The organism is Kitasatospora sp. NPDC004240, assembly GCF_053603215.1.
The window spans coordinates 1-20,691 of record NZ_JBSGFD010000154.1 but is presented as its reverse complement, the minus strand read 5'-3'; the positions used below and the strand labels follow the sequence as shown (position 1 = coordinate 20,691).

Genomic DNA, 20,691 nt, shown 5'->3' with positions numbered 1-20,691 from the left:
CGTCCTCTGGATCACCTTCTTCGTCGCCCTCGCCCTCGCCCTCCGCGAACTCCTCGACACCGGCCCCGACGGCGACACCGCCATCCCCACCCACCACCACCAACCACCCACCACCACCGGCGGCCCCCCACCCACCCACGCCTGACCCACCAACAACACCCAGGCCCCGACAAGCGGGCCGGAGTGAGACGCCCGGGCGCCTCGCGGTGTTGGGCAGGCGTCCGGTCGGCGCGTCCGCCGGGTCGGTGCTGGACGGAGGCCGACAGGCCGTCAATCCGGGGAGCCGCTCCCGCCGTCGTGCCCGGGCACGACCCGGCCACTCGGACCGCCGACCGCCACCGACCCAGCTCCGGCCGGGCCGCGGCCCGCGTACGCCACCCCGCGAGCGCCGGCGCCCGCGCCCACGCGCCGGCGATCGCGGGGCCGGCTTCTCCGGGGCGGCGCGGGAACGGACGGGCGGCTCGGCGCCGGCGTACGAGGGCCTCGGCGAGGCCGTTACACAGCCGATGAGCCGCCGTGACACGACCGGCCGGGCACCGCGACACGGGGTTCCTAACGTCGCTCTCGACGCACCGGCCGCAAGGGGCCGGAGCCCGCGTCGCAACGATGACGACGATGAAGGAGCGACCTCGTATGACCACTCGTACGACCAGGAGCCGCGCACACCGGGCGGGCACCGCCCGTCGCCTGGCGACCGTCTGCGCCCTGACCGGGGCGGCCCTGCTGGCCACCGTTCCGGGCGGGCAGGCCTGGGCCGACGGATCCAAGCCGGCCACCCCGACCCCGACCGCGGTGGCCCCCGCCCCGGCAGCGGGCAGTGGCAGCGGTGTCGGTGGCGCTCCCACCGCCCGGCCGGCCGCGGCGTCCCCGACTCCCGCGGCCGTGGCCCCGGCGCCCTCGGTCGCCGCCCAGGGCAACGGCCCGGGGACGGCGCAGCCGGCACCCGCCGGCGGCCAGCCGCAGGTGCGTGAGGTGCCCAAGGGTGCCGCCCAGGCCGGGGACGGCTCCACCGCCGACGACTCCTCGGGCTTCAAGCTGGCCGCGGGCGGCGCGGTGGCCGCCGTCGGCGCCGGGGCGCTGGGCTTCGCCGTGCTGCGCCGCCGCTCCGGTGCGCGGGGCTGACACTGGCCCCCGGCCCGCAGGGCGTTCTGCCGCCGCTCCGGACGACGCGTTCCGGAGCGGCGGTCACCCGGACGGCCACCTGGACGGCCGTAGGGGCGGGCACCGGGACGGTCCCCGCCACCGGCGCCGTCCCCGGCACGGCGGGCCGGGGACGGGCGGGCTGAGCCGGAGCGCCTTCGGGGCGGCCGGGCTGCTCTGCCTGGTGCTCGGTGCGGGCGTGGCACTCTCCGGCCGGGAGCCGCCGGTGGTCCGGGTGGAGACCTCGGCACGCCAGGGCACCGCGGACACCGCCGCGGCGGCACCCACTGCGGGCCCCGCCACCGCCCGCCCCACCCCCTCCCGTTCGTTCGCGGCCTCGCCGCCGACCCGGCTGCTCGTGCCGGCGGCGGGCGTCGACGCCCCGGTGACCGGCCTCGGCCTCAACGCCGACGGCACGGTCGAGGTCCCGGCCGCCGAACGGGCCCACGAGGTCGGCTGGTACCGCAACGGCCCGACCCCGGGTGAGCGCGGACCCGCCGTCCTGATCGGGCACTACGACACCGCGCGCGGCCCGGCGGTCTTCGCCGGCCTGCCGAGGCTGCGGCCCGGTGACCTGCTCCAGGTGCGGCGGGAGGACGGCGCCACCGTGGACTTCCGGGTCCGCAGGCTGATCCAGGCCGCCAAGGACCGGTTCCCCACCGACGTGGTGTACGGCGACACGACGGCGCCCGAGCTGCGGTTGATCACCTGCGGCGGCCGGCTCGGGCCGGACGGGCACTGGACGGACAACATCATCGTCCTGGCCGACCTGGTGACCCCCGCCGGCTGACCGGCCCGCCCCTGGGCGGGGGACGGGTGTGCCACGGCGCACCCGTCCCCCGCCCGGGCCGTCGCGCCGGGGAACCGCCGGGTGCCGTCCGGACGACCTACCTCCGGACAGCACCGGCCACGAACCGTCACATCGCCGCAGACCAGGAGGGGCACAGGGGCATGAGCACCACCGAGCGCCGCACCGCCGGCAGCCGCACGACCGGCCGCCGTGGCACCGGCAACCACGACCGCCGCCCCCGTGCCCTCCTCCTCGCCCTCCTCGCGGCGGCCGCACTGGCGCTGCCGGTCGGCTGCGCGGCGCCCGGAGAACTGCGCGACCACGGTGCCGCCGCGCCCGTCACGCCCCCGCCGGCGCGTGTGCCGCTCTGGCCGGGCCTGGCCACCGCCCCGCCGCCGGAACCGGCCGGGTCCGCGGCGAACCGCAGCCCCGAACCGCCGCCGCAGCCGGTCCCCGACATCGGCGTTCCCGGGCAGGACCTGGCCACCGTGGACGTCCGCACACTGCTGACGAAGGATCCCGGGGTGAGCCAGGACGAACGCCGCGCCCTCGACCCGTGCACGGGCTGCGAGGTCCGCAGTCCCGAGTACCGCGACCTCACCGGTGACGGCCGACCGGAACTGCTCGTCGCCGTCGCCCTCGCCGACTCGGTCGTCCTGCACGTCTACACCACGGCCGGCGACCGGCTCCTGCCCGTCCTGCGGGTGCCCCTGCAGAAGGTGTTCGGCGCGGCGACGGTCGGCACCGACCTGTGGCTGTACGAGTCGACCACCCTCTCCTCCCGGACCAGCAGGCTCTACCACTGGGACGGGACGCGGCTGAGCCTGTCCGACCGGAAGGTGGAGGGCATCGGCCCGCTCCCCGGCCAGGGACCGGACCCGGGGGCGACCCCGCAGCCCGATCCGACGTCACCCGCCAAGGAGCCGACCGCCGTCCGCCCCACGGCCGTGCCCGCTCCCGCCGTCCGCCCGCCCGCCGCCACCGGCCCCACGGCCGTCCCCGGCGAGGGACCCGCCCCCGGCACGACCACCCCGCGCAACCCTCGGCCCGCCCCGGCCCTGACACCCGCACCGACCGCGTCCGCCCGCCCGGAGACCAAGCCATGAACCCCACGGCGCCCAGCCACCCGCACATCCTGATCGTCGAGGACGACGAGGTGATCCGCGAGGCCACCCGGATGGCCCTGGAACGCTACGGCTTCCCCGTGTCCACGGCCGCCGACGGGCTGGAGGGACTGGAGACGTTCCACGCCGTGCGGCCCGACCTGATCCTCCTGGACGTGATGCTCCCGCTCCTCGACGGGGTGGGGCTGTGCCGGCGCATCCGCGAGGAGAGCCAGCTGCCGATCCTGATGATGTCCGCGCGCACCGACGCGGTCGACGTGGTGTCCGGGCTGGAGGCGGGCGCGGACGACTACGTGGTCAAGCCGTTCGAGAGCGCGGTCCTCGTCGCCCGGATCCGCACCGTACTGCGCCGCATCCGCCCCGTCCCCGTCCCCTCGACCGTCCCCGCCGCCCCGACCGCCCCCATCACCCCGACCGAGACGGTCCCCGCCGCCCCCGAACCGCGCGGCCCCGTCCGCAGCCTCGACGGTCTGGAGGTGGACACCGACTCCATGGAGGTCCGCGTCCACGGCCGGCTCGTCCCGCTCACCCCCACCGAACTGCGCCTGCTCCTGGAGTTCACCGCCGCGCCCGGCATCGTGCTGGAACGCGCCGTCCTGCTCGAACGGGTCTGGGACTACGAGTGGGGCGCCGACACCCGTGTCGTCGACGTCCACGTGCAACGGCTGCGGGCCAAGATCGGCGGCGGGCGGATCGAGACCGTCCGCGGCTTCGGCTACAAACTGCGGCGTCCGCAATGACCCTGCGCCGCCAGATCGCCACCGCCGTCGCCGCCATCTCCGTCCTGGTCGCGGTGGCCGTCGGGCTGCTCGTCCACCAGGCGATGGTCCGCCAGCACGTGGACCAGGCACGGGCCTCCGCGCTCACCGCGCTGGACACCGCGCTCGGCGCCTACGAGCGCGTCGGGGACGCCACCGGCGGCGGCCGCCACGCGGCGCTGGACGACCCGGCCCTGCCCGCACCGCTCCGCAGCCTCGCCGAGCAGGGGCGGCGCGGGTCCCTGCTCGCCGAGGGCCCCGACGGCGAAGCGGTGTGGGCCGCGGGCCCGGTCCGCGGCGGGGTGCTCTCCGTACGGGTCGCCTTCACGCAGGACCGGCAGGCCATCGGCGACCTGGACCGGATCATCCTGATCACCGTCACCGCCTCCGTGTTCACCACCGTCCTGGCCGGAGTGCTGGTCGCGGACCGGATCAGCCGCCGGCTGCGAACCGCGGCGACGGCCGCCCGGACGATCGCCACCGGACGCACCGACACCCGGATCGGCGAACTGGTCGACGGCCGCGACGAGGTCGCCGACCTCGCCGCGGCCGTCGACCTCATGTCGCGCGCCCTGCACCGGCGTCTGGAGGACGAGCAGCGCTTCACCGCGGACGTCGCGCACGAGCTGCGCACACCGCTCACCGGGCTGCTCATGGCCGCCGAACTGCTGCCGCCCGGGCGCCCCACCCAGCTGGTGCACAACCGGGTGAAGGCCCTGTGCTCACTCGTCGAGGACCTGCTGGAGGTCTCCCGGCTGGACGCGGACGCCGAACGGCCCGACCTCTCGCCGGTCCCGCTGCGACGGGCGGTCCGACGCACCGTGGCGCAGACCGGACTGGACGTGCACGTCGAGACGGCCCGCACCGACGCCGGACACCCCCCGGTCCGTACCGACCTGCGCCGCCTCGACCGCATCCTCGCCAACCTGCTCATCAACGCCGACCGGCACGGTGACGGCCGGATCCACGTGGGCATCGACGGCCTGCGCATCACCGTCCGCGACCACGGCCCCGGATTCCCCGACGAACTGCTCCGCGACGGCCCCCAGCGCTTCCGCACCGGCGCACGCGAGCGTGGCCGCGGTCACGGCCTCGGCCTCACCATCGCCCAGGGCCACGCCCGCGTCATCGGCGCCGTCCTCACCCTCGCCAACCACCCCACCGGCGGCGCCGTCGCCACCCTCCGCCTCCCGCCCACCCCCGACCCCACCGACGACGACACCGGCCCCGACTCCGGCGCCCGGCCGGCCGAGCGCCTGGGCGGCGGGGGCGCGTGAACCGGTCGGGCAGGTGGGCGTGGGTGGTCCGGTGCCGGGCCCGCTTCAGAAGCGGTGCACGCCGAGGTCGCGTACCGTGGCGGCCAGGGCGCGGATGAGGTCGTTCTCGGATTCGGTCCGCCAGACCAGGGCGAAGCTCAGGTCGGTCAGGTCGGGGATGGGGAGCCACCGGATGTTCGACAGGCCCCAGTACTTGGTGACATGACCCGGGAAGCTGTGGATGATCTCGCCCATGCCGACCAGGTTGATCAGCTCATCGGCATTGTCCGCGGACGCCGTACGCTCGATCGGCCGGCCCCGCGGGGTGTGGAAGGGCAGGTATCTGTCCTCCCAGTAGTCCGGCAGGCCGAGGGCGGTGCCGTGCGCGAAGTCGGCGAACAGCTCCAGTGGTACGGAGTCCCGTCCGGCGAGCCGGTGGTCGGCGGACACGGCGAGGATCCGGGAGTCGGTGCAGAGGGTCGGCCCGACGGTGAGGTCCGGTTCCTCCACGGGTAGCCAGGGGACGATGACGTCCATGGCGCCGTTCCTGAGCTGGCCGAACACATCGGTGAAGGTCGCCTGGCGGATCTGGAGTCCCCACTGCGGGTGCCGGGCGCGGAACTCCTTCCAGTAGGGGTGCAGATCGACGAGGTTGAAGGGGAGCAGGCTGACGCGGAGCTGTGCGGTGATGCCGCGGGCGGCCAGCCTGGCCCGCTCCAGGGATTCGTGCAGGCCCGCGTAGACCGGTTGCAGGTCGTCGCGGAACTGCCGGCCGACCTCGGTCAGGTGCACCGTGCGGCTGGTGCGGGTGAAGAGCTCGGCGCCGATGCGCCGTTCCTGCTTCTTGATGGCCTGGCTCACCCGTGCCGCGGAGATGTGCAGCCGCTGTGCGGTCCGGCCGAAGTGCAACTCCTCGGCCAGTACCAGGAAGATCTCGATGTCCCGCAGTTCCACCGGCCCCCCAGCCCTCATCGATAACCCACCGGTTATCGAACAGCGCCGAAGTCTACCTTGATCATCGCCGCGGACCGCACGAGTGTGGACGGCATGCAATCCGAGCGGCCTGACGCGATCGACCTGACCGTGGTGTGGGCGACGCACGCCGCCCTGCGCCGGGAACTCGCCCATCTCGACCGCGTCACCACCACCGCGGACCGTGACGCGCGGCTCGTCCTGGCCACCGCCGCCGGATGGCGGATGTTCAAACAGGCCCTCGACGCCCACCACGGCGCCGAGGACGACGCGTTGTGGCCGCCGTTGCGCCGGAGCCTGGCCTCCAGCCCGCAGGAGCTGGCCCTCCTGGTGGCCCTGGAGGCCGAACACGCCGCCATCCGACCGGTGATCGAGGCCATCGACGCCGTGGTGGCCGACCCGCGGGTGGACGCACTGCGGCTGGGTGACCTGACCGACTCACTGGCCACCGGCCTGGCCGGTCACCTCGACCGCGAGGAGGACCGGGCCCTGCCGTTGGTCCAGCGGGCGTTGACGGCCGAGGAGTGGGGCCGGTTCGACCACGTCCACGCGCGGCGCATCGCGCGGGACGCGCCGGTGCTGCTGCCGTGGTTGCTGGACGGGGCCGACGAGGCGACCGTGGCGAAGCTGCTCGCCCCGCTGTCCGCCGCCGCGCGCGCCGACTGCACCGAGGAGTGGCTGCCGGCCTACCTCGCCCTGGACCGCTGGAGCCCCGGCACCGCCGATTGACGCGGTACGGCCCGGCACGTGCCCACGATCTGACCCACTCGTTCATCCCTTCTCACAGAATCGACGATCCATGCGCAAGCTGACCTACTACGTCGCCACCACCCTCGACGGCTTCATCGCGGGCCCGGACGGCGCCGACCCCACCGGCCCGAACGGCTTCTGGCCCATCACGGAGGACTACGTCCAGCACCTGGCGGCCGAGTACCCGGAGACGCTGCCCGTCCAGGCCCGGCAGGCGCTCTCCGTCACGGCGGAGGGCACCCACTTCGACACCGTGCTGGAGGGCCGGCGCAGCTATGAGATCGGTCTCGCGGCCGGCGTCACCGACGCCTACCCGCACCTGCGCCACCTGGTCTTCTCCCGCACCCTCACCGAGAGCCCGGACCCTGCCGTCGAGCTGGTCGCCGACGACCCGGTGACGGTCGTGCGCGAGCTCAAGCGACAGGACGGCAAGGACATCTGGCTGATCGGCGGCGCCGAGCTCGCGGGCGCCCTGTACGCCGAGATCGACACGCTGATCCTCAAGGTCGGGCCGCTGACCATCGGCGACGGGATCCCGCTGTTCTCCCGCAAGGCCGTCTTCGACCCGCGCACCTGGGCGCTCACCGGCCAGACCGTCCTCAAGAGCGGCGCGGTGTTCCTCACCTACACGCGCGTCGACGGCTGACAGCCCGGGCGGCGGCGCCTTCGGAGGCCGGACGCGGGGCGCGCTCCGACCGCCACACAGGCGCCGCCCGCCCGGCCTCCGGCAACCGTACGAATGAACGGCGGGCGGGAAAGGGCCTGGTGAGCCGGCGGCGCCGGACCCGGCCCCTACCCTCGGGGACATGACCATTCAGCGCATGGACAACGTCGGCATCGTCGTCGACGACCTCGACGCCGCCATCGCCTTCTTCACCGAACTCGGCATGGAGCTGGAAGGCAGGATGCCGATCGAGGGAGCCTGGGCAGGCAAGGTCGTCGGGCTCGACAGCATGCGGAGCGAGATCGCCATGATGCGGGTCCCGGACGCCCCGGGCCGGCTCGAACTGGCGAAGTACCACACGCCCGAGGCCATCACCCCCGTCCCCTGGAGCACTCCGGCGAACACGCTGGGCCTGCACCGCGTCATGTTCGCCGTCGACGACATCGAGGACACCCTCACCCGCCTGCGCCCGCACGGCGCCGAACTCGTCGGCGAGGTGACCCGCTTCGAGGACAGCTACCTGCTCTGCTACCTCCGCGGACCGAGCGGGATCATCCTCGCACTCGCCGAACAGCTGGGCTGAGGACAGGGATTCCGCACGTTCCAGGGCGCGCCCCACGCCGCCGGGGCGCGGCACCGTGCTCGCACCCCGGCGCGATCCGTACGCGCCGGGGTGCGCGGCCCGGACGCGGACGTGCGGAGCGCCGAGTGGTGCGCCCCCACAGGTTCCGTCCTCCCGTCGCATCGGGCCGCGTAGGCCTCCGGCTCCCCGATCACACCCTCGCGGCGCGGCGGAGGCCGCCGCGCCGCGAGGGCAGGCGGACCGGGACGGTGAGCCTGGTGGAACCGCGGGACACGCGGCCGGGCCGGGGGCGGGCGCGCGCGACGGCAGGTCCGGTGTGCGGGGAGGTTGGAGGTTGTGGAGATTCCGTCCGCCCCGACTGCCCGGCGGAGCCCCGGGTACCCGCCGTGCGTACACGCGCCGCCCGACCACGGGGACCACCCCGCAGCCGCAGCAGAAGGGCCAACCGATGCCGATGTCCGCCGTCCATGCGATGCCCGTCACCTTCCCCCACAGCCCCCTGCCCGACGTACCCGTCCCCGCCGAGCTGCGCTTCGAGGCCGCCCTCCCCTACGCCGCCCACCTCGCCTTCCCCCTCAGCACCTGCGACTGCACCGCCGGTGACGACCTCAGCGTCTGCTGGACCTTCGGCCGCGAACTCCTCAACGAGGGCCGCCACACCCACACCGGCACCGGTGACGTCACCGTCTGTCCCGGCCCTCCCGGCGAGATCCGCATCACCCTCCAGAGCGCCACCGGGAACGTCACCGTCGCCGCCCCCACCGACCTCATCACCGCCTTCCTCGCCGATACCTACACACTCGTCCCCGCCGGCGAGGAATCCGACCACCTCGACATCGACGCCGCCCTCGGCCACCTCCTCGACAACATCTGACACCTCGCGCCGCCACCGGCACCGCGAGCCGCCGAGGCCCGTACGCGCCGGGCACCCGCCGTACGCCGGCCAGGGCCGGGCGTGGCGGGTTGATGGCGGTGGGCCCGGTGGGAGGGCGGCGGGCATGCGTCGTCCTCCGGGTGGCTTTCGCCCGTACCGCCGGACGGTCGCCGGACCGTCGCCGGCCCCGGCCCACCCGGTCAGGGCAGGGTCCAGAACTGCCTCGTGACGAGGTAGAAGACGACGGCCCAGAGCGCGGTCACCCCGGCGACGATGCCGAGACCGATCCGGTTGGTCCGCGCCGCGGGCTCGCCCGGTGCGGGCCGCAGCCACCGTTTGAGCAGCGGGTTCACGTAGTAGGGCATGGTCAGGAAGCTCATGATGAAGCTCGACAGCAGGTTCCCCACCAGCAGTCCGATCCAGAGCGGCATCTTCAGCGGCGCCAGGGCGAGCGTCAGCAGCACGACGGTCGGGTAGAGGCCGACCCAGACCGCGATGGCGGTCTTGGTGCCCGACGGCGGCGGCGCCTCCTTGCCGTTCTCCTCGAAGGCGAACCAGCTGCCGAAGGAGTTGTCGATCGTCCGCAGTCGGAAGTCGTTGAACTTCTCGCCCTCGGCGAGGATCCTGCGGCGCTTGCCGGAGGTCAGCCAGGCGTCGAGGTGCTCGGCGGTGTCGAAGCGGTACAGCGTGGTCCACTCGTCCTGGAGGCCGTCGATCGGGCGGAAGAGCTCCGTCCCGCGGAAGCCCTCGAAGGTCCGTTCCTCCTGGTTCATCCGCTGCTGCCAGTCGAGGAAGTCGTCGACGTGGTCGGGGTGGACGCGGTGGGCGACCACGACGGTCACCAGCGGGTCCGGTGCCTGCATGCCGCCCCGGACGACCTGCTGGGTCCCCGGGCCGTCGAAGTACCTGGTGCCGACGTCGAGCAGGTTCTGCCTGGTCGCGCTGTTGATCCAGGCCTGGAGGTGGGCGATCGAGTCGAACCGGTAGACGACGAGCCAGTCGGGTTGCCGGGGGGTGGGCGGGGAGACCTCCGCACCGAGGTAGCCGGCGTAGTCCGCGGCGGCGGCGTTGACGGCCTCCTGCCACGCCTCGTACTCGCGCTCCAGTCCCGGCCGGACCTTCAGGCCGAGGATGGCGGTCGCCGCGGCGTCCCCGTCCAGGGGCTTCACGGTCTTCATTTCCTCGGCCCGGCCGCCGTCGACACCGGCCTGGCGTCGGCCAGCCGGCCGTAGATCCGTTCCGGGGTCAGGGGAAGCGCGCGGTGGCGGACGCCCGTGGCGTCGTGGAGCGCGTTCGCGAGGGCGGGGGCCACCGGGTTGATGCAGCATTCGGCCATGCCCTTGGAGCGCATCGGCCCGACCGAGTCGGAGGACGCCACCAGGAGCACCTCGGTACGGGGGACGTCGGCGTAGGTGGGGATGCGGTAGTTGCGGAGGTTGGGGTTGGCCACGGCCCCGTCCGCGTCGATCCGGTGGTTCTCGGTCAGCGCGAAGCCGATGCCCTGGGCGACACCGCCCTCGACCTGTCCGCGGACCTGCGCGGGGTTGATGACCTCACCGGCGTCGGCGGCCTGGACGCTGTGGAGGATGCGGATCTCACCCGTCACCCGGTGGACGGCGATCCGGAACCCCTGCGTGTTGGAGGTGACGCTGCGCGGCGAGCCGTAGGCCTTGCGGGCGGCGGTGAAGCGGATCCCGCGCGCCCGGGCCGCGGCGACGAGCTCCGCCAGCGGCACGCGCCGCTCGCCGCAGACGACGCCGTCGTCGTCCATCGCGCACATGACGACGTGGACGCCGGTGTGGGCGGCGGCGAACTCCAGGATGCGGTCCCGCACGGCGTCGGCCGCGCGGAGGACGGCGTTGCCCGCCACGAAGAGTCCCGCGCTCGCGAAGGCGCCGGTGTCGAATCCGGTGTGGTCGGTGTCGGACTGCACCAGGCGGATCCGCCCCGGGGTCGTGCCCAGCTGGGTGGCCGCGATCTGGACGTGGGCGGTCGAGGTGCCCTCGCCGAACTCGACCGTCCCGACGGCCAGTTCGTACACCAGGTCGTCGCCGAGCGTGACCCAGGCCTCCGAGATGTGGTCGGTCGGGGGCGCGGTCTCGTGCAGGGAGCTCGCCACGCCCACCCCGACGAGCCAGTCGGGTCCGGGGGCCGGTGTGTGGGCGGTGCGGGCCAGCGCGGCGTCCACCAGGTCGATGCACCGGGCGAGTCCGTCCTCGGTGAAGAGCACGTCGTCGGGTCCGTCGTGCAGGGCGACGAGCGGGTCGCCCGGCCGGACGATGTTGCGGCGGCGCAGTTCGAGCGGGTCGAGGTGCAGGGCCCGGGCCAGTTCGTCCATCGCCGATTCCACGGCGAAGGCCGGCTGGGTCATCCCGTACCCGCGCAGGGCGCCGCTGGGGACGGTGTTGGTGTAGACGGCGAAGGCGTCGTACTTCTTGTTGGGGCAGCGGTAGAGCATGACGGCCGCGCCGCCCGCGTACAGCGTCTCGCCGCCGTGGTTGCCGTAGGCGCCGGTGTTGGACACGTTGCGGACCTGGAGGGCGGTGAGCGTCCCGTCGGCCTTCGCGCCGAGCCTGACCGTCAGGGTCATCGGATGCCGGGGCGAGGCCGTGGTGAACTCCTCCTCGCGGGTGTACTCGAGGCAGACCGGCCGGCCGGTGTCCAGCGCGGCAAGCGCGACCAGGTCCTCGGAGATGACTTCCTGTTTGCCGCCGAAGCCGCCGCCGACCCGCTCGCAGAACACCCGCAGCTGGTCCGGCCGCAGGGCGAACAGGTAGGCGAGCTTGACCTTGGCGATCGACGGCGACTGCGAACTGGTGCGCACGTTGAGGCGGCCGTCCTCCATCCAGGCGATCGAGCCGTGGGTCTCCAGGTGCGCGTGCTGCACGCGCGGGGTGGAGTACGTGCCCTCGTGGATCACGTCGGCGTCGGCGAACCCGGTGTCGACGTCACCGATGTGCGAGTGGATCTCCAGCAGGACGTTGTGGACGGGGTCCCGGAGGAAGGGGTCGTCCGTGCCGTGCAGTTGCGGCGCGCCCTCGGCCATCGCCTCCCCGGGGTCGAACACGGCCGGCAGGACGTCGTACTCGACCACGACCCTCCGGCAGCCCTCCTCCGCCGCCTTGACGGTGTCGGCCAGGACGGCCACGACGCGCTGGCCGACGAAGCGCACCGTGTCGTCGAGGATGAAGGTGTCGTCCGGGTCGACGAGGTGGTCGGTGTGGATCGCCGTGGTGAAGCGCCTGCGCGGCACGTCCTCCCACGTGTAGACCCGGCGCACACCGGGGACGGCGAGCGCGGCGCTCCTGTCGATCGAGACGATCCGGGCGTGCGCGTGCGGCGAGTGCACCACCTTGAGGTGAAGCATGCCGTCGAGGTGGGTGTCCATGGTGAACTCGGCGCGGCCGGTGACCACTTGCTCGGCCGCCGGCGCGCCGACGCTCGTCCCGACGGCCTTCCCCGGCGCCGCCGGCTCCACGCCGGTGACGCCCCGGACGGCGTCCTCGATCGCCCGGTATCCGGTGCAGCGGCAGAGATTGCCCTTCAGCGCCCGGGGCAGGTCCTCCTTCTGGGCCTCGGTGAGCGCCGCGGAGGTCATGATCATCCCCGCCGTGCAGAAGCCGCACTGGAATCCCGGCGCGTCCCGGAACCGGCGCTGCACCGGATGCAGGTCGCCCGGCGACCCGAGACCCTCGATCGTCGTCACCTCGTGGCCGTCCGCGCGGAACGCGGGCGTGATGCAGCTGTGCACCGGGGCGCCGTCCACCCAGACCGTGCACGCCCCGCAATCGCCGGCGTCACAGCCCTTCTTGACGCCGAAGTGACCGAGGGAGCGGAGGAAGGTGCGCAGGCACTGGCCCGGTTCCGGCTCCTCGTCGAAGCCCCTGCCGTTCACGATGAAGGTCATGCCGGGCCCCCAGCCATGAGTTCGTGCCGGATCTCTTCGGTGAAGTGCGCGGTCAGGTGGCGCCGGTGGTCGGGGGTCCCGTTCGGGTCGTCGAACCAGACGTCGGCGGGGATGACGTCGATGCCGTGCTGAAGGGTCCGCGCGTCCGGCATGCTGTCGAAGGCGATCCGCACCGGCCTGGTGGTGCCGGCGGTGACGGTGAGCAGCAGGTCGTCCGTCCCGGGTGTCCGGGTGCCGATGAGGAACACCGTCGAACGGCCGAGTCGGGTCAGCGTGAAGCGGCGGTGCGCGGTGCGTTTGCGCAGGGCGCCCGCCGGGATCCTGATGCGGCGCAGGAGTTCACCGGGAGCGAGGATGTTGCGGTTGTTGCCGGTCACGAAGTCGAGGGCGTCGACGACACGGGTCGACCCGTCGGGCGCCCACAGCTCGTAGCCGGCCTCCAGGGCGACCGTCAGCGTGATCATCGGTCCGGCGGGTAACGACAGGCAGATGTTGCCGCCGACGGTCGCCGCGTTCCACACCTTGAACGAGGACAGGAACGCCTCGCAGGCCGTGGCGAGGAGGGGGCCCGCGGTCCAGTCGGGCGGCGGCTCGAAGGCGTACAGGTCGCGGACGGTGCAGGTCGCCCCGATCTCCAGGCCGGCGTCGCTCGGCACGAGCGGGTCCCACCCCAGGGACGTCAGGTCGATCAGGCGGCGCAGGCCCGGCTGCTCGGCGGAGAACAGGTACGTCCCGCCCGCGAGCCAGGCATCGCCCTCCCGCCAGTCCCGGCCGGGTCGATCGTCGGGCGGGCGCCGGACGACTTCGGTGATGGTGTTGAGGTCCATGGGAGCCGTTCTTCCCTCATGACGACACCCCCCTCGTGACGACCACCCCGCGAGGGACCGCCCCCGAACCGCCGTCGGGCCGCTGCGGTCGAACTGCCCGGGCAGCCTTGGCGGGCGCGGGGATTCCTCTCCAGCGTATAGCCGGACGCGCGAGGTCCGCCAAGTCGGACGCGCCTCACGGCCGGAGCCCCGTAGCGGCGCCGAGGCCCGGAACCCTACGCTTCCGCAACGAATGCGACTTACCGCACCCCACGCGTGCCCGCTCTGATAGGCAGGTGGCGGCTGCAGGCGGGCGGCCGCGCAGTGCGGCCCCCGCAGGAGGGGAAGCACATGAGCACGTCATCAAGGTCGGCCGTCATCGCCACCGAACAGCGGGCGGTCGACCGCGCTTACGCCTGTTACGAGGCCAAGCTCGCCGAACTGTCCGGCGACGCGTCGGCCCAGGCGGCAGCCAGCCGGAAGGACGGCATCGCCGCCCGGGCGGAGTCCTCGGCCAGGGCGGAGGAGTTCCGTCTGGAAGGCGAGAACCTCGTCACGATGCGGGTGGACACCCACGCGGACGGGACGGGCGAGCCGGAGATCTTCTACCTCGGGCGGCGGACGGTACATGACGCCGAGACCCGCGACACCGTCGTCATCTCCTGGACCAACGAGCTCGCCACCGCGTGGCGACTGGCCACGCCCGACGACCCGGGGGAGGTCCGGTTGCGGCGGCGGCTGGACTGCGACCGGCGGACGGTCCGGGACTACCGCGACGAGATAGCTCCGCCGGTCCCGGCCGCCACCGGCGCGCGAGCGGGCGTGCCGTCTCCCGGAGACGTCTTCGACCCCGTCGGGGCCCGGCGACCGGCCGTGGACCACCTGCTGCTGCGGGACCTCGACCGGGCCCGCCGCAGCCGGATGCGCGACATCGTCGAGACCATCCAGCCCGACCAGATGGCACTGGTGGCCGGCCCGTCCACGGACGTCCTGGTCGTCCAGGGCGGTCCGGGTACCGGGAAGTCCGCCGTCGGCCTCCACCGGGTCACCTGGCTCGTCGACAACAAGCGCTTCCAGGCGCAGGACATCCTGGTGGTCGGCCCCCACCGGAGGTTCCTGGAGTACGTCGGCAGGGTCCTCCCCACCCTCGGCACGCGCGACGTCACCGCGGTGGAGCTCTCCCTCCTCTGGGAGGGGACCGTACGGGCCGAGGACCCCCCGCCGGTGCGGCGGATCAAGTCGGACGAGCGCATGGCGGAGGTGCTGCGGCGCCGGGTCGAGGGCAACTGTCGTCCGGCCGCCGTCGATGCCGCCGCCACCGCGGCCACGGACGGGCAGGACGAGCCGATGTTCACCGTCGTCCTGGGCAGCGCGCCCCTGCGGGTTCCGCTGTCCGAGGTGCACCGCGTCCTGGAGGCCGCCCGCAGCGGGCCCGGCCACTACCGGGCCCGCCGGGACCGCTTCCGCGACGTCCTGGTCGACCTCCTGCTGGCCGCGCTGCGGCAGGGCTTCCCCCAGCGGGCCCGTGACCGGACCGTCCGGCAGAGCATCGAGCGCCACCGCCAGGTGGCCGCGCTCGTGGAACGCGCATGGCCTCCCCTCAGCCCGGAGGAGGCCCTGCGGAGCCTGCTGAACTCGTCGGGCAGGCTGGCGGAGTGCGCCGCCGGGGTGTTCGACGCGCAGGAGCAGGCGCTGCTGTCGCGCCCGGCCGCCGAGCGCGCCGAGGACGAGCCGTGGACCCTGGACGACCTGGTGTGCCTCGAGGAGCTGCGGACCCTCATCTCGGGTGAGACGCCGCAGCGTTACCCGCACATCGTGGTGGACGAGGCCCAGGACCTGACCCCCATGCAGGCCCGATCGCTGCGGCGGCGCAACCCGAAGGGGTCGATGACGGTCCTCGGCGACCTCGCGCAGGCCACCGGGCCGCACGGCTACCCGAGTTGGGAGCGGATCGGCCGGATCCTGGCGGGCGAGGGCGGCTGGCACCTTGAGGAGCTGACCACCAGCTACCGGGTGCCGGCGCAGATCATGGAGTTCGTCGCTCCGCTCGCCCGGGCGGTGGCCCCGTCCGTTCCCTTCCCGGCCTCGCTGAAGGAGGCCGACGGGGAGCCCGTGCGGATCGTGGAGACGGCTCCCTGGCAGCTCCTCGCCGAGGCGGTCGGGCACGCGACGCGGCTGGCCGGATCGGACGGCCGGACCCAGCGCTCGATCGCGCTGATCGTCCCCAACGATTCGGACTGGCTCCAGCAGGTCCAGCTCCTGATCGACTCTGCGGAGGCGATGACCGAGGAGGTCCGGGAGGCGGTGACCGTCCTGACCGCCGGCGAGGCGAAGGGCATGGAGTTCGACCACGTCCTCGTCCTGGAGCCCGCGACCATCACCGCCCGCGGCGCCGAGGGCCCGCGTCAGCTGTACGTGGCCCTGACCCGGAGCACCCAGACGCTGACGGTGCTGCACACCTCGCCCCTGCCTCCGGTGATGCTGCCCGCCGCCGACCCGCCGCCCGTCACCGGGCCGGACGACCCGACCCCGGAGCCCCCGTCCGACCCGACGGGGGGCCGCGTCTGCTCGCGCTTCCACACGGACGGCGAGCGCTGCGGGCTTCCCACGCGCAATGCCGACGGCTGGTGCCGTGACACCTCCTGCGGCGGCTTCCGGACGAGCGCGGTGCCGGACCGGCCGACGCCCCGCAACCTGCCCAGGGTGCCCGCCGACGCCGACCTCGGGACCGGGCTGGACGCGTCGGAGGCGTTCCTCGGCAGGCTCCGGGTGACCAGGGCCGCCGTACGGGCCTTCGTGACCGCGCACGGTGGCAGTGACCAGGAGGCCGAGGCCGAGATCCGCGGCGTGATCGGCACGTTCCTGACCGACGGCCGCCAGGCGCAGCAGGCGGACGGCTACCGGCTCGTCGACCTCAACGGCTACCGGTTCGTCCTGAGCCACGACGGGTCGGCCCTGACGGGCTACCGGAGCGTGCACGGCGAACGGAGCCCGGCGCAGCACCTGGCAGGGGTCCCCTCCCGGTACAGGCTCTCCGGGCCCGCCGCCGGACGCGGCCCCGCGCTCCAGGACACGGCGGCGGTGCGCGCCCTGCCGGTCGAGGAGATCCAGGTGAGCGCCGAGACGCGAACTGTGTACGCCGACCTCACCTCGTACCGGTCGGATCCGACGGACCCCGCCTTCCTCGGCCGGCTCCGCACCGCGCTCGCGGCGGATCTGTCCGGCGGGCACATCGAGACCCAGCCGCGGGGCCATCACCTCGTGCTCGGCTCCTCACACACCTGGAACCTCTCGCCGGACGGCGGTTCGGTGCTCTTCGTCCGCAGGCCCACCCCGTTGGACGCGGAGATCCTGGCGGCCGCCGCTCTGGGCGAGGCGGACGAACTCGTACCCGGTACCGAACTGCGGGTTCGCGCCCTCGCCCACGGGGACCAGGCCCACTGGAGGGTCACCCCGGTGCCGGAGGACCGGCAGCGGCGGTACATCCTCAAGCTGAGGCCCCAGGACCGGGTGCCCGAGGCCGGGCAGGAACTCGACGTCTGGGTCCTGCGACGCCGGTCCGGCGTGTACTTCGTGTCGGCGAACGACTTCGGACGCCAGCCGATCTCCGAGCGCTCGGCCGAACGGTACGGGGCCGCGCTGACTGCCCTGACCGCCCTCGGCGGCGTCCCGGCGGAGCTCCCCGGGACCGGCCTCCCGGAACTCCACGAGCTGATCGGCTGCTGCCTGCGCCGCGACCAGGCGGACTGGCTCCCCGTCTGGCAGCTCCTGGGATCCCCGGCCTCCGCCGACCTGACGGTGCTACGGGACCTCTCCCGCGGCCTCCCGGAGGCCGTGAGGTCGGCGGACGCGGCGGAGCTGGAGCGGCTCGGCGAGGTCCTGCGGAGCAGCGGCTGGCAGGACCGGGCAGTCGCCGCCCTGGCGAGGCTCACGGGCGAGGGGGCGTCGGGGACGTCCGCCGTGGCCACGCCGGCCGCCGTCCTGACGGCCGAGCTCGTAGCCGCGGCCGAGGCCGACCGGACGTGCCTCCGGCACGAGGCGGTACGCCACCAACTGATGGCCGCCCTCTTCGGGGCTGGCCACAAGCCCCAGGACTCGCCGATCGTCGATGTCGTCCGGCCCGGCGAGCGGGGTCCGATCGTCTACGAGGTCCTCCCGGCCGGCCACACCTCGTACCACGCCGTGCGGTCCGGCGCCGTCCGTCTGCGAGAGATCGGGCTGGTGACGGGCAAGGCTCCCGAGCGGCTCCACGTCGTCCTCGCCTCGCCGCCCGACGAGCCGTGGATCCCCGACCTCGTCGAGCGGGTCCTCGACGTCTCCGTCCTCTGGCCCTCGGCCACCGGCTGGCGGGGTCCGGGAAGCTCCGCCGCCATCGGCGCCGAGGAGTGAGCGGCTGATCCTCCGGCACGGGTGCCCACCGCGCGGTCCGCCCTGGGCACCCGTGGCTCCTCGGACGGCCCGGTGGCGGCCTGGGCCGTCCGCCCGTCAGCACGGGGCGGTGGCTCCCCGGCGCCCCTCCCGGCAGCGAGGACCCCTAGTTGAACGCGTTCAAAGACGTGCGCCATGATGGGTGCCAGCGGGAGCGACCGGCCCTGACCAGGGATGTCGGGCTGCCCCGCCATGCCCCGCCGTGCCCCGGCGCACCGCCCCGAACCGGGCGGGCCGCGCCGGGTGGCGGCAGAGAGGACCGTCCGCCGTGCCGACACCCTGGCAGACCCGCTGCACCACCCTCGCGGTCGCGCTGATGTGGGCGTACGAGGGCTTCTGGTGCAAGATCTTCCCCGGCCGCGCCGACCAGCGCGCCATCGTCGAGGGCCTGCCGCTGCTGCCCGACGGCGCCGCCGGGCTCCTCCTGATCGCGATCGGCCTGGCCGAGGTGGCACTGGCCGCCTGGGTGCTGACCGGACGCCGGGCCCGGCTCGCCGCCCTGACCCAGACCGCACTGGTGCTCTGCTTCAACACCGGCGGGCTGCTCGTCGGCGCCGACCACATCCCCGAACCGGGCCGGCTGGTCGTGCAGGACCTCGCCTTCCTGGCCCTGATCTGGACCGTCGCCGCCGCGCACCACCGGCCGGCCCCGGCCCGGTCGCACCGGCACGCCGAGGCGGCCGCCGCATGAACGCCGGGACCGCCCACGATGCCGACCGGTCCCGGAGCACGCCCTGGGCCGAGGGCCGGCTGCTCACCGTCCAACCCCGGCGCCCACGCGTCCTGTTCGGCCGGATGTACGAGGACCCGGCGGTCGAGCTCGCCGCCTTCCCGCCGCCGGGCGCCGGGGCCCGGGTGCTCTGCATCGCCTCCGCCGGGGACACCGCCGCCGCACTGGCCGCCGCCGGCTACCGGGTGACGGCCGTCGACCTCAACCCCGTACAGCTCGACTACGCCCGGTCCCGGCTCCGCGCCGGCGCCCCCGCCGTCGCCGGCTCGGCCGAACGCCTCCTCGCCGCCGGACGCACCGCCGCGGGCGCCCTGCTGCCCGCCTGGCGCCCGGGCGGGCTGGCGGAGTTCCTGAGCCTCGACGATCCGGTCGAACAGGCCCGGCGCTGGCGGCGCGAACTCGACGGACCCGGCCTGCGGATGTTCCTCACCGCCACGCTCCGTCCGGCGGGCATCCTGGCCGGCGGGCTGCGGCCCGGTTTCCGGAACGTCGTACCGGCCCGGTTCGACGCCGTGCTGCGCGCCCGGCTCGCCCGTGGCTTCGCGCGCCACCCCAATGCCACCAACCCGTGGGCCTGGCGGCTGCTGCTCGGCCACGAACCCCCCTGCGGCCAGGGCGCGTTGCCCACCGGCGGGGAGATCCGGCTGGTCGCCGGGGACGTCGCCGAACACCTGGAGCGGTCCCCGGCCGGCCACTACGACGCCGTCACGCTCTCCAACGTGCTGGACGGCCCCGGGCCCGGCTTCGCCCGACGGCTGCGCGCCGCCGTCCGGCACGCCGTACGACCCGGCGGGGTCGCCGTGCTGCGCAGCATCCGCGAACCCGGGCCCGCCGGGCCGGGCGCCGCCGCGGAGGACCGTTCGCCGCTCTGGGGCGTCGTCCGGGTGGTCCGACCGTGATCCCCGTAGCGCTCCCCGTTCCCGTCGCCCCGTTCCCGTCGCCCTGATTCCGAGGAGCTGACCGTGCGCCACCTGCTGCAACGCCACCCCGTCCCGATCCGCACCCACTTCGCGCACTCGCTCGTCCTCACCTACGCCCTCCCGCCCGAGGAGCTCGCGCCGCTGGTCCCGCCCGGGCTCGCCCTGGACACGTACACCGCCCCCGACGGCACCGAGCACGGCTTCGTCGCGGCGGCCGTGGTGGACGCGCGCGGCCTGCGCCCCGCCGGACTGCCCGCCCGGCTCGGCAAGGACGTCGTCCTCACCGGGTACCGGGTGTTCACCCGGTTCCCCACCCCGGGCGGCCGGACCATGCGCGGCCTGCGGATCCTGCGCAGCGACACCGGCCACCGGCTGATGGTGGCGGGCGGCAACCTGCTCTCCCGCTACCACTACCGGCTCGCCCGGCTCGGCAGCCGGGTCGTCGGCGACACCCTGGAGTTCAAGGTGATCAGCGCCGACGGCCGGGCCGACCTGCACGTCCGCGCCGACCTGTCCGGCCGTCCCGCCCCGCTGCCGGCCGGCAGCCCGTTCGCCGACGCCCGCGCCGCGCGCCGGTTCGCCGGACCGCTGCCCTACACGTTCGAGTACGAGCCGCAGACCCGCTCGATGATCGTGGTCAAGGCCGTCCGTGCCCACTGGGAGCCGGTCCCGGTCACCGTCGAGGTGCCCCGGCTGACCTTCTTCGACCACGGCCCGCTGGCCGGCAGCCGGCCCGTGCTCGCCAACGCCTTCCACGTCGCCGGCCTCGACTACGGCTGGGAACGGGGCAGCCGCCGCGCCCTCGACGGGAGCGCGCGGTGAGGCCGGCCCGGCCGGTGGGAGAGCGAACGGCTCCGGAGCCGGCATTGGCTCGGAAACCGGCGCCCACCGCCGGCCCGGCCCCACGGCGCCGCCCGTCCGGCGTGCGCGAGGTGATCGGCTACAACTGGCCGCTGTACGCGGGCGGCGCGCTCGCCGCAGCCGGCGGC

At 74.4% G+C, this 20,691-nt stretch carries 17 protein-coding genes; 13 read left to right on the top strand and 4 right to left on the bottom strand.

The genetic code is table 11. The annotated features are described in order from the left end of the window. Positions 1-633: 633 nt before the first annotated feature. The 5 genes from ACWEQL_RS31385 (at position 634) to ACWEQL_RS31365 (ending at position 5,089) form a co-directional block, all read left to right on the top strand. Positions 634-1,122, top strand: coding sequence for a sortase-dependent protein (locus ACWEQL_RS31385; RefSeq protein ID WP_452153743.1), 489 nt, complete (start codon positions 634-636; stop codon positions 1,120-1,122). A gap of 217 nt (positions 1,123-1,339) precedes the next feature. Further along, positions 1,340-1,930 carry a class F sortase gene (locus ACWEQL_RS31380; RefSeq protein ID WP_452153742.1) on the top strand — a complete coding sequence of 197 codons (591 nt, stop codon included), beginning with the start codon at positions 1,340-1,342 and terminating at the stop codon, positions 1,928-1,930. A gap of 161 nt (positions 1,931-2,091) precedes the next feature. Beyond that, a complete protein-coding gene (locus ACWEQL_RS31375; protein ID WP_452153741.1) occupies positions 2,092-3,036 on the top strand; it encodes a hypothetical protein in 945 nt (314 codons plus the stop codon). Then, complete coding sequence (gene cseB, locus ACWEQL_RS31370; protein ID WP_452153740.1) at positions 3,033-3,794, top strand: two-component system response regulator CseB; 762 nt, start codon at positions 3,033-3,035, stop codon at positions 3,792-3,794. Before ACWEQL_RS31375 ends, cseB begins: the two co-directional genes overlap by 4 nt. Continuing rightward, positions 3,791-5,089 carry a sensor histidine kinase gene (locus tag ACWEQL_RS31365; RefSeq protein WP_452153739.1) on the top strand — a complete coding sequence of 433 codons (1,299 nt, stop codon included), beginning with the start codon at positions 3,791-3,793 and terminating at the stop codon, positions 5,087-5,089. Before cseB ends, ACWEQL_RS31365 begins: the two co-directional genes overlap by 4 nt. Positions 5,090-5,134: 45 nt before the next feature. On the opposite strand, the gene ACWEQL_RS31360 is transcribed toward ACWEQL_RS31365, so the two are convergent. Then, on the bottom strand, positions 5,135-6,022 hold the full coding sequence (locus ACWEQL_RS31360) for a LysR family transcriptional regulator (protein ID WP_452153738.1): 888 nt from the start codon (positions 6,020-6,022) through the stop codon (positions 5,135-5,137). A 93-nt stretch (positions 6,023-6,115) separates the two neighbouring features. Between ACWEQL_RS31360 and ACWEQL_RS31355 the strand changes: the two genes are divergently transcribed. The 4 genes from ACWEQL_RS31355 (at position 6,116) to ACWEQL_RS31340 (ending at position 8,911) form a co-directional block, all read left to right on the top strand. Next, the gene (locus tag ACWEQL_RS31355) at positions 6,116-6,769 is read left to right on the top strand and encodes a hemerythrin domain-containing protein (protein WP_452153737.1); all 654 of its coding nucleotides are present in this window, start codon (positions 6,116-6,118) and stop codon (positions 6,767-6,769) included. Between the two features lie 70 nt (positions 6,770-6,839). Next, the gene (locus ACWEQL_RS31350; protein WP_452153736.1) at positions 6,840-7,436 is read left to right on the top strand and encodes a dihydrofolate reductase family protein; all 597 of its coding nucleotides are present in this window, start codon (positions 6,840-6,842) and stop codon (positions 7,434-7,436) included. Positions 7,437-7,596: 160 nt separating this feature from the next. Beyond that, positions 7,597-8,037, top strand: coding sequence for a VOC family protein (locus tag ACWEQL_RS31345; protein ID WP_452153735.1), 441 nt, complete (start codon positions 7,597-7,599; stop codon positions 8,035-8,037). 454 nt (positions 8,038-8,491) lie between these two features. After that, the gene (locus ACWEQL_RS31340; protein ID WP_452153734.1) at positions 8,492-8,911 is read left to right on the top strand and encodes an SsgA family sporulation/cell division regulator; all 420 of its coding nucleotides are present in this window, start codon (positions 8,492-8,494) and stop codon (positions 8,909-8,911) included. Positions 8,912-9,111: 200 nt separating this feature from the next. Here the strand turns inward: ACWEQL_RS31340 and ACWEQL_RS31335 are convergent, their stop codons facing one another. Genes ACWEQL_RS31335 through ACWEQL_RS31325 form a run of 3 tightly spaced genes read right to left on the bottom strand, consistent with a single transcriptional unit; the run spans position 9,112 to position 13,645 of the window. After that, on the bottom strand, positions 9,112-10,089 hold the full coding sequence (locus ACWEQL_RS31335; protein ID WP_452153733.1) for an antibiotic biosynthesis monooxygenase: 978 nt from the start codon (positions 10,087-10,089) through the stop codon (positions 9,112-9,114). Continuing rightward, the gene (locus ACWEQL_RS31330) at positions 10,086-12,818 is read right to left on the bottom strand and encodes a molybdopterin-dependent oxidoreductase (RefSeq protein ID WP_452153732.1); all 2,733 of its coding nucleotides are present in this window, start codon (positions 12,816-12,818) and stop codon (positions 10,086-10,088) included. The genes ACWEQL_RS31335 and ACWEQL_RS31330 overlap by 4 nt, the downstream gene beginning before the upstream one ends. After that, on the bottom strand, positions 12,815-13,645 hold the full coding sequence (locus ACWEQL_RS31325) for an FAD binding domain-containing protein (RefSeq protein WP_452153731.1): 831 nt from the start codon (positions 13,643-13,645) through the stop codon (positions 12,815-12,817). The genes ACWEQL_RS31330 and ACWEQL_RS31325 overlap by 4 nt, the downstream gene beginning before the upstream one ends. Positions 13,646-13,975: 330 nt before the next feature. Here ACWEQL_RS31325 and ACWEQL_RS31320 point away from each other — a divergent pair, with 330 nt between their 5' ends. The 4 genes from ACWEQL_RS31320 (at position 13,976) to ACWEQL_RS31305 (ending at position 20,524) form a co-directional block, all read left to right on the top strand. Further along, the gene (locus tag ACWEQL_RS31320; protein WP_452153730.1) at positions 13,976-18,013 is read left to right on the top strand and encodes an AAA family ATPase; all 4,038 of its coding nucleotides are present in this window, start codon (positions 13,976-13,978) and stop codon (positions 18,011-18,013) included. Positions 18,014-18,320: 307 nt separating this feature from the next. Next, the gene (locus tag ACWEQL_RS31315) at positions 18,321-18,743 is read left to right on the top strand and encodes a DoxX-like family protein (protein ID WP_452153729.1); all 423 of its coding nucleotides are present in this window, start codon (positions 18,321-18,323) and stop codon (positions 18,741-18,743) included. Then, positions 18,740-19,681, top strand: coding sequence for a DUF3419 family protein (locus tag ACWEQL_RS31310; protein ID WP_452153728.1), 942 nt, complete (start codon positions 18,740-18,742; stop codon positions 19,679-19,681). Before ACWEQL_RS31315 ends, ACWEQL_RS31310 begins: the two co-directional genes overlap by 4 nt. Positions 19,682-19,744: 63 nt before the next feature. Beyond that, entirely contained in the window at positions 19,745-20,524 is a 780-nt protein-coding gene (locus ACWEQL_RS31305) for a DUF2071 domain-containing protein (RefSeq protein ID WP_452153727.1), read from the top strand. Positions 20,525-20,691 lie beyond the last annotated feature (167 nt).

What these genes read in the sequence shown, in the direction of transcription:
- ACWEQL_RS31385 (WP_452153743.1), top strand. Translation starts at nt 634, where the DNA reads ATGACCACTCGTACGACCAGGAGCCGCGCACACCGGGCGGGCACCGCC.
- ACWEQL_RS31375 (WP_452153741.1), top strand. Translation starts at nt 2,092, where the DNA reads ATGAGCACCACCGAGCGCCGCACCGCCGGCAGCCGCACGACCGGCCGC.
- cseB (WP_452153740.1), top strand. Translation starts at nt 3,033, where the DNA reads ATGAACCCCACGGCGCCCAGCCACCCGCACATCCTGATCGTCGAGGAC.
- ACWEQL_RS31365 (WP_452153739.1), top strand. Translation starts at nt 3,791, where the DNA reads ATGACCCTGCGCCGCCAGATCGCCACCGCCGTCGCCGCCATCTCCGTC.
- ACWEQL_RS31355 (WP_452153737.1), top strand. Translation starts at nt 6,116, where the DNA reads ATGCAATCCGAGCGGCCTGACGCGATCGACCTGACCGTGGTGTGGGCG.
- ACWEQL_RS31350 (WP_452153736.1), top strand. Translation starts at nt 6,840, where the DNA reads ATGCGCAAGCTGACCTACTACGTCGCCACCACCCTCGACGGCTTCATC.
- ACWEQL_RS31345 (WP_452153735.1), top strand. Translation starts at nt 7,597, where the DNA reads ATGACCATTCAGCGCATGGACAACGTCGGCATCGTCGTCGACGACCTC.
- ACWEQL_RS31340 (WP_452153734.1), top strand. Translation starts at nt 8,492, where the DNA reads ATGTCCGCCGTCCATGCGATGCCCGTCACCTTCCCCCACAGCCCCCTG.
- ACWEQL_RS31335 (WP_452153733.1), bottom strand. Translation starts at nt 10,089, where the DNA reads ATGAAGACCGTGAAGCCCCTGGACGGGGACGCCGCGGCGACCGCCATC.
- ACWEQL_RS31330 (WP_452153732.1), bottom strand. Translation starts at nt 12,818, where the DNA reads ATGACCTTCATCGTGAACGGCAGGGGCTTCGACGAGGAGCCGGAACCG.
- ACWEQL_RS31325 (WP_452153731.1), bottom strand. Translation starts at nt 13,645, where the DNA reads ATGGACCTCAACACCATCACCGAAGTCGTCCGGCGCCCGCCCGACGAT.
- ACWEQL_RS31320 (WP_452153730.1), top strand. Translation starts at nt 13,976, where the DNA reads ATGAGCACGTCATCAAGGTCGGCCGTCATCGCCACCGAACAGCGGGCG.
- ACWEQL_RS31310 (WP_452153728.1), top strand. Translation starts at nt 18,740, where the DNA reads ATGAACGCCGGGACCGCCCACGATGCCGACCGGTCCCGGAGCACGCCC.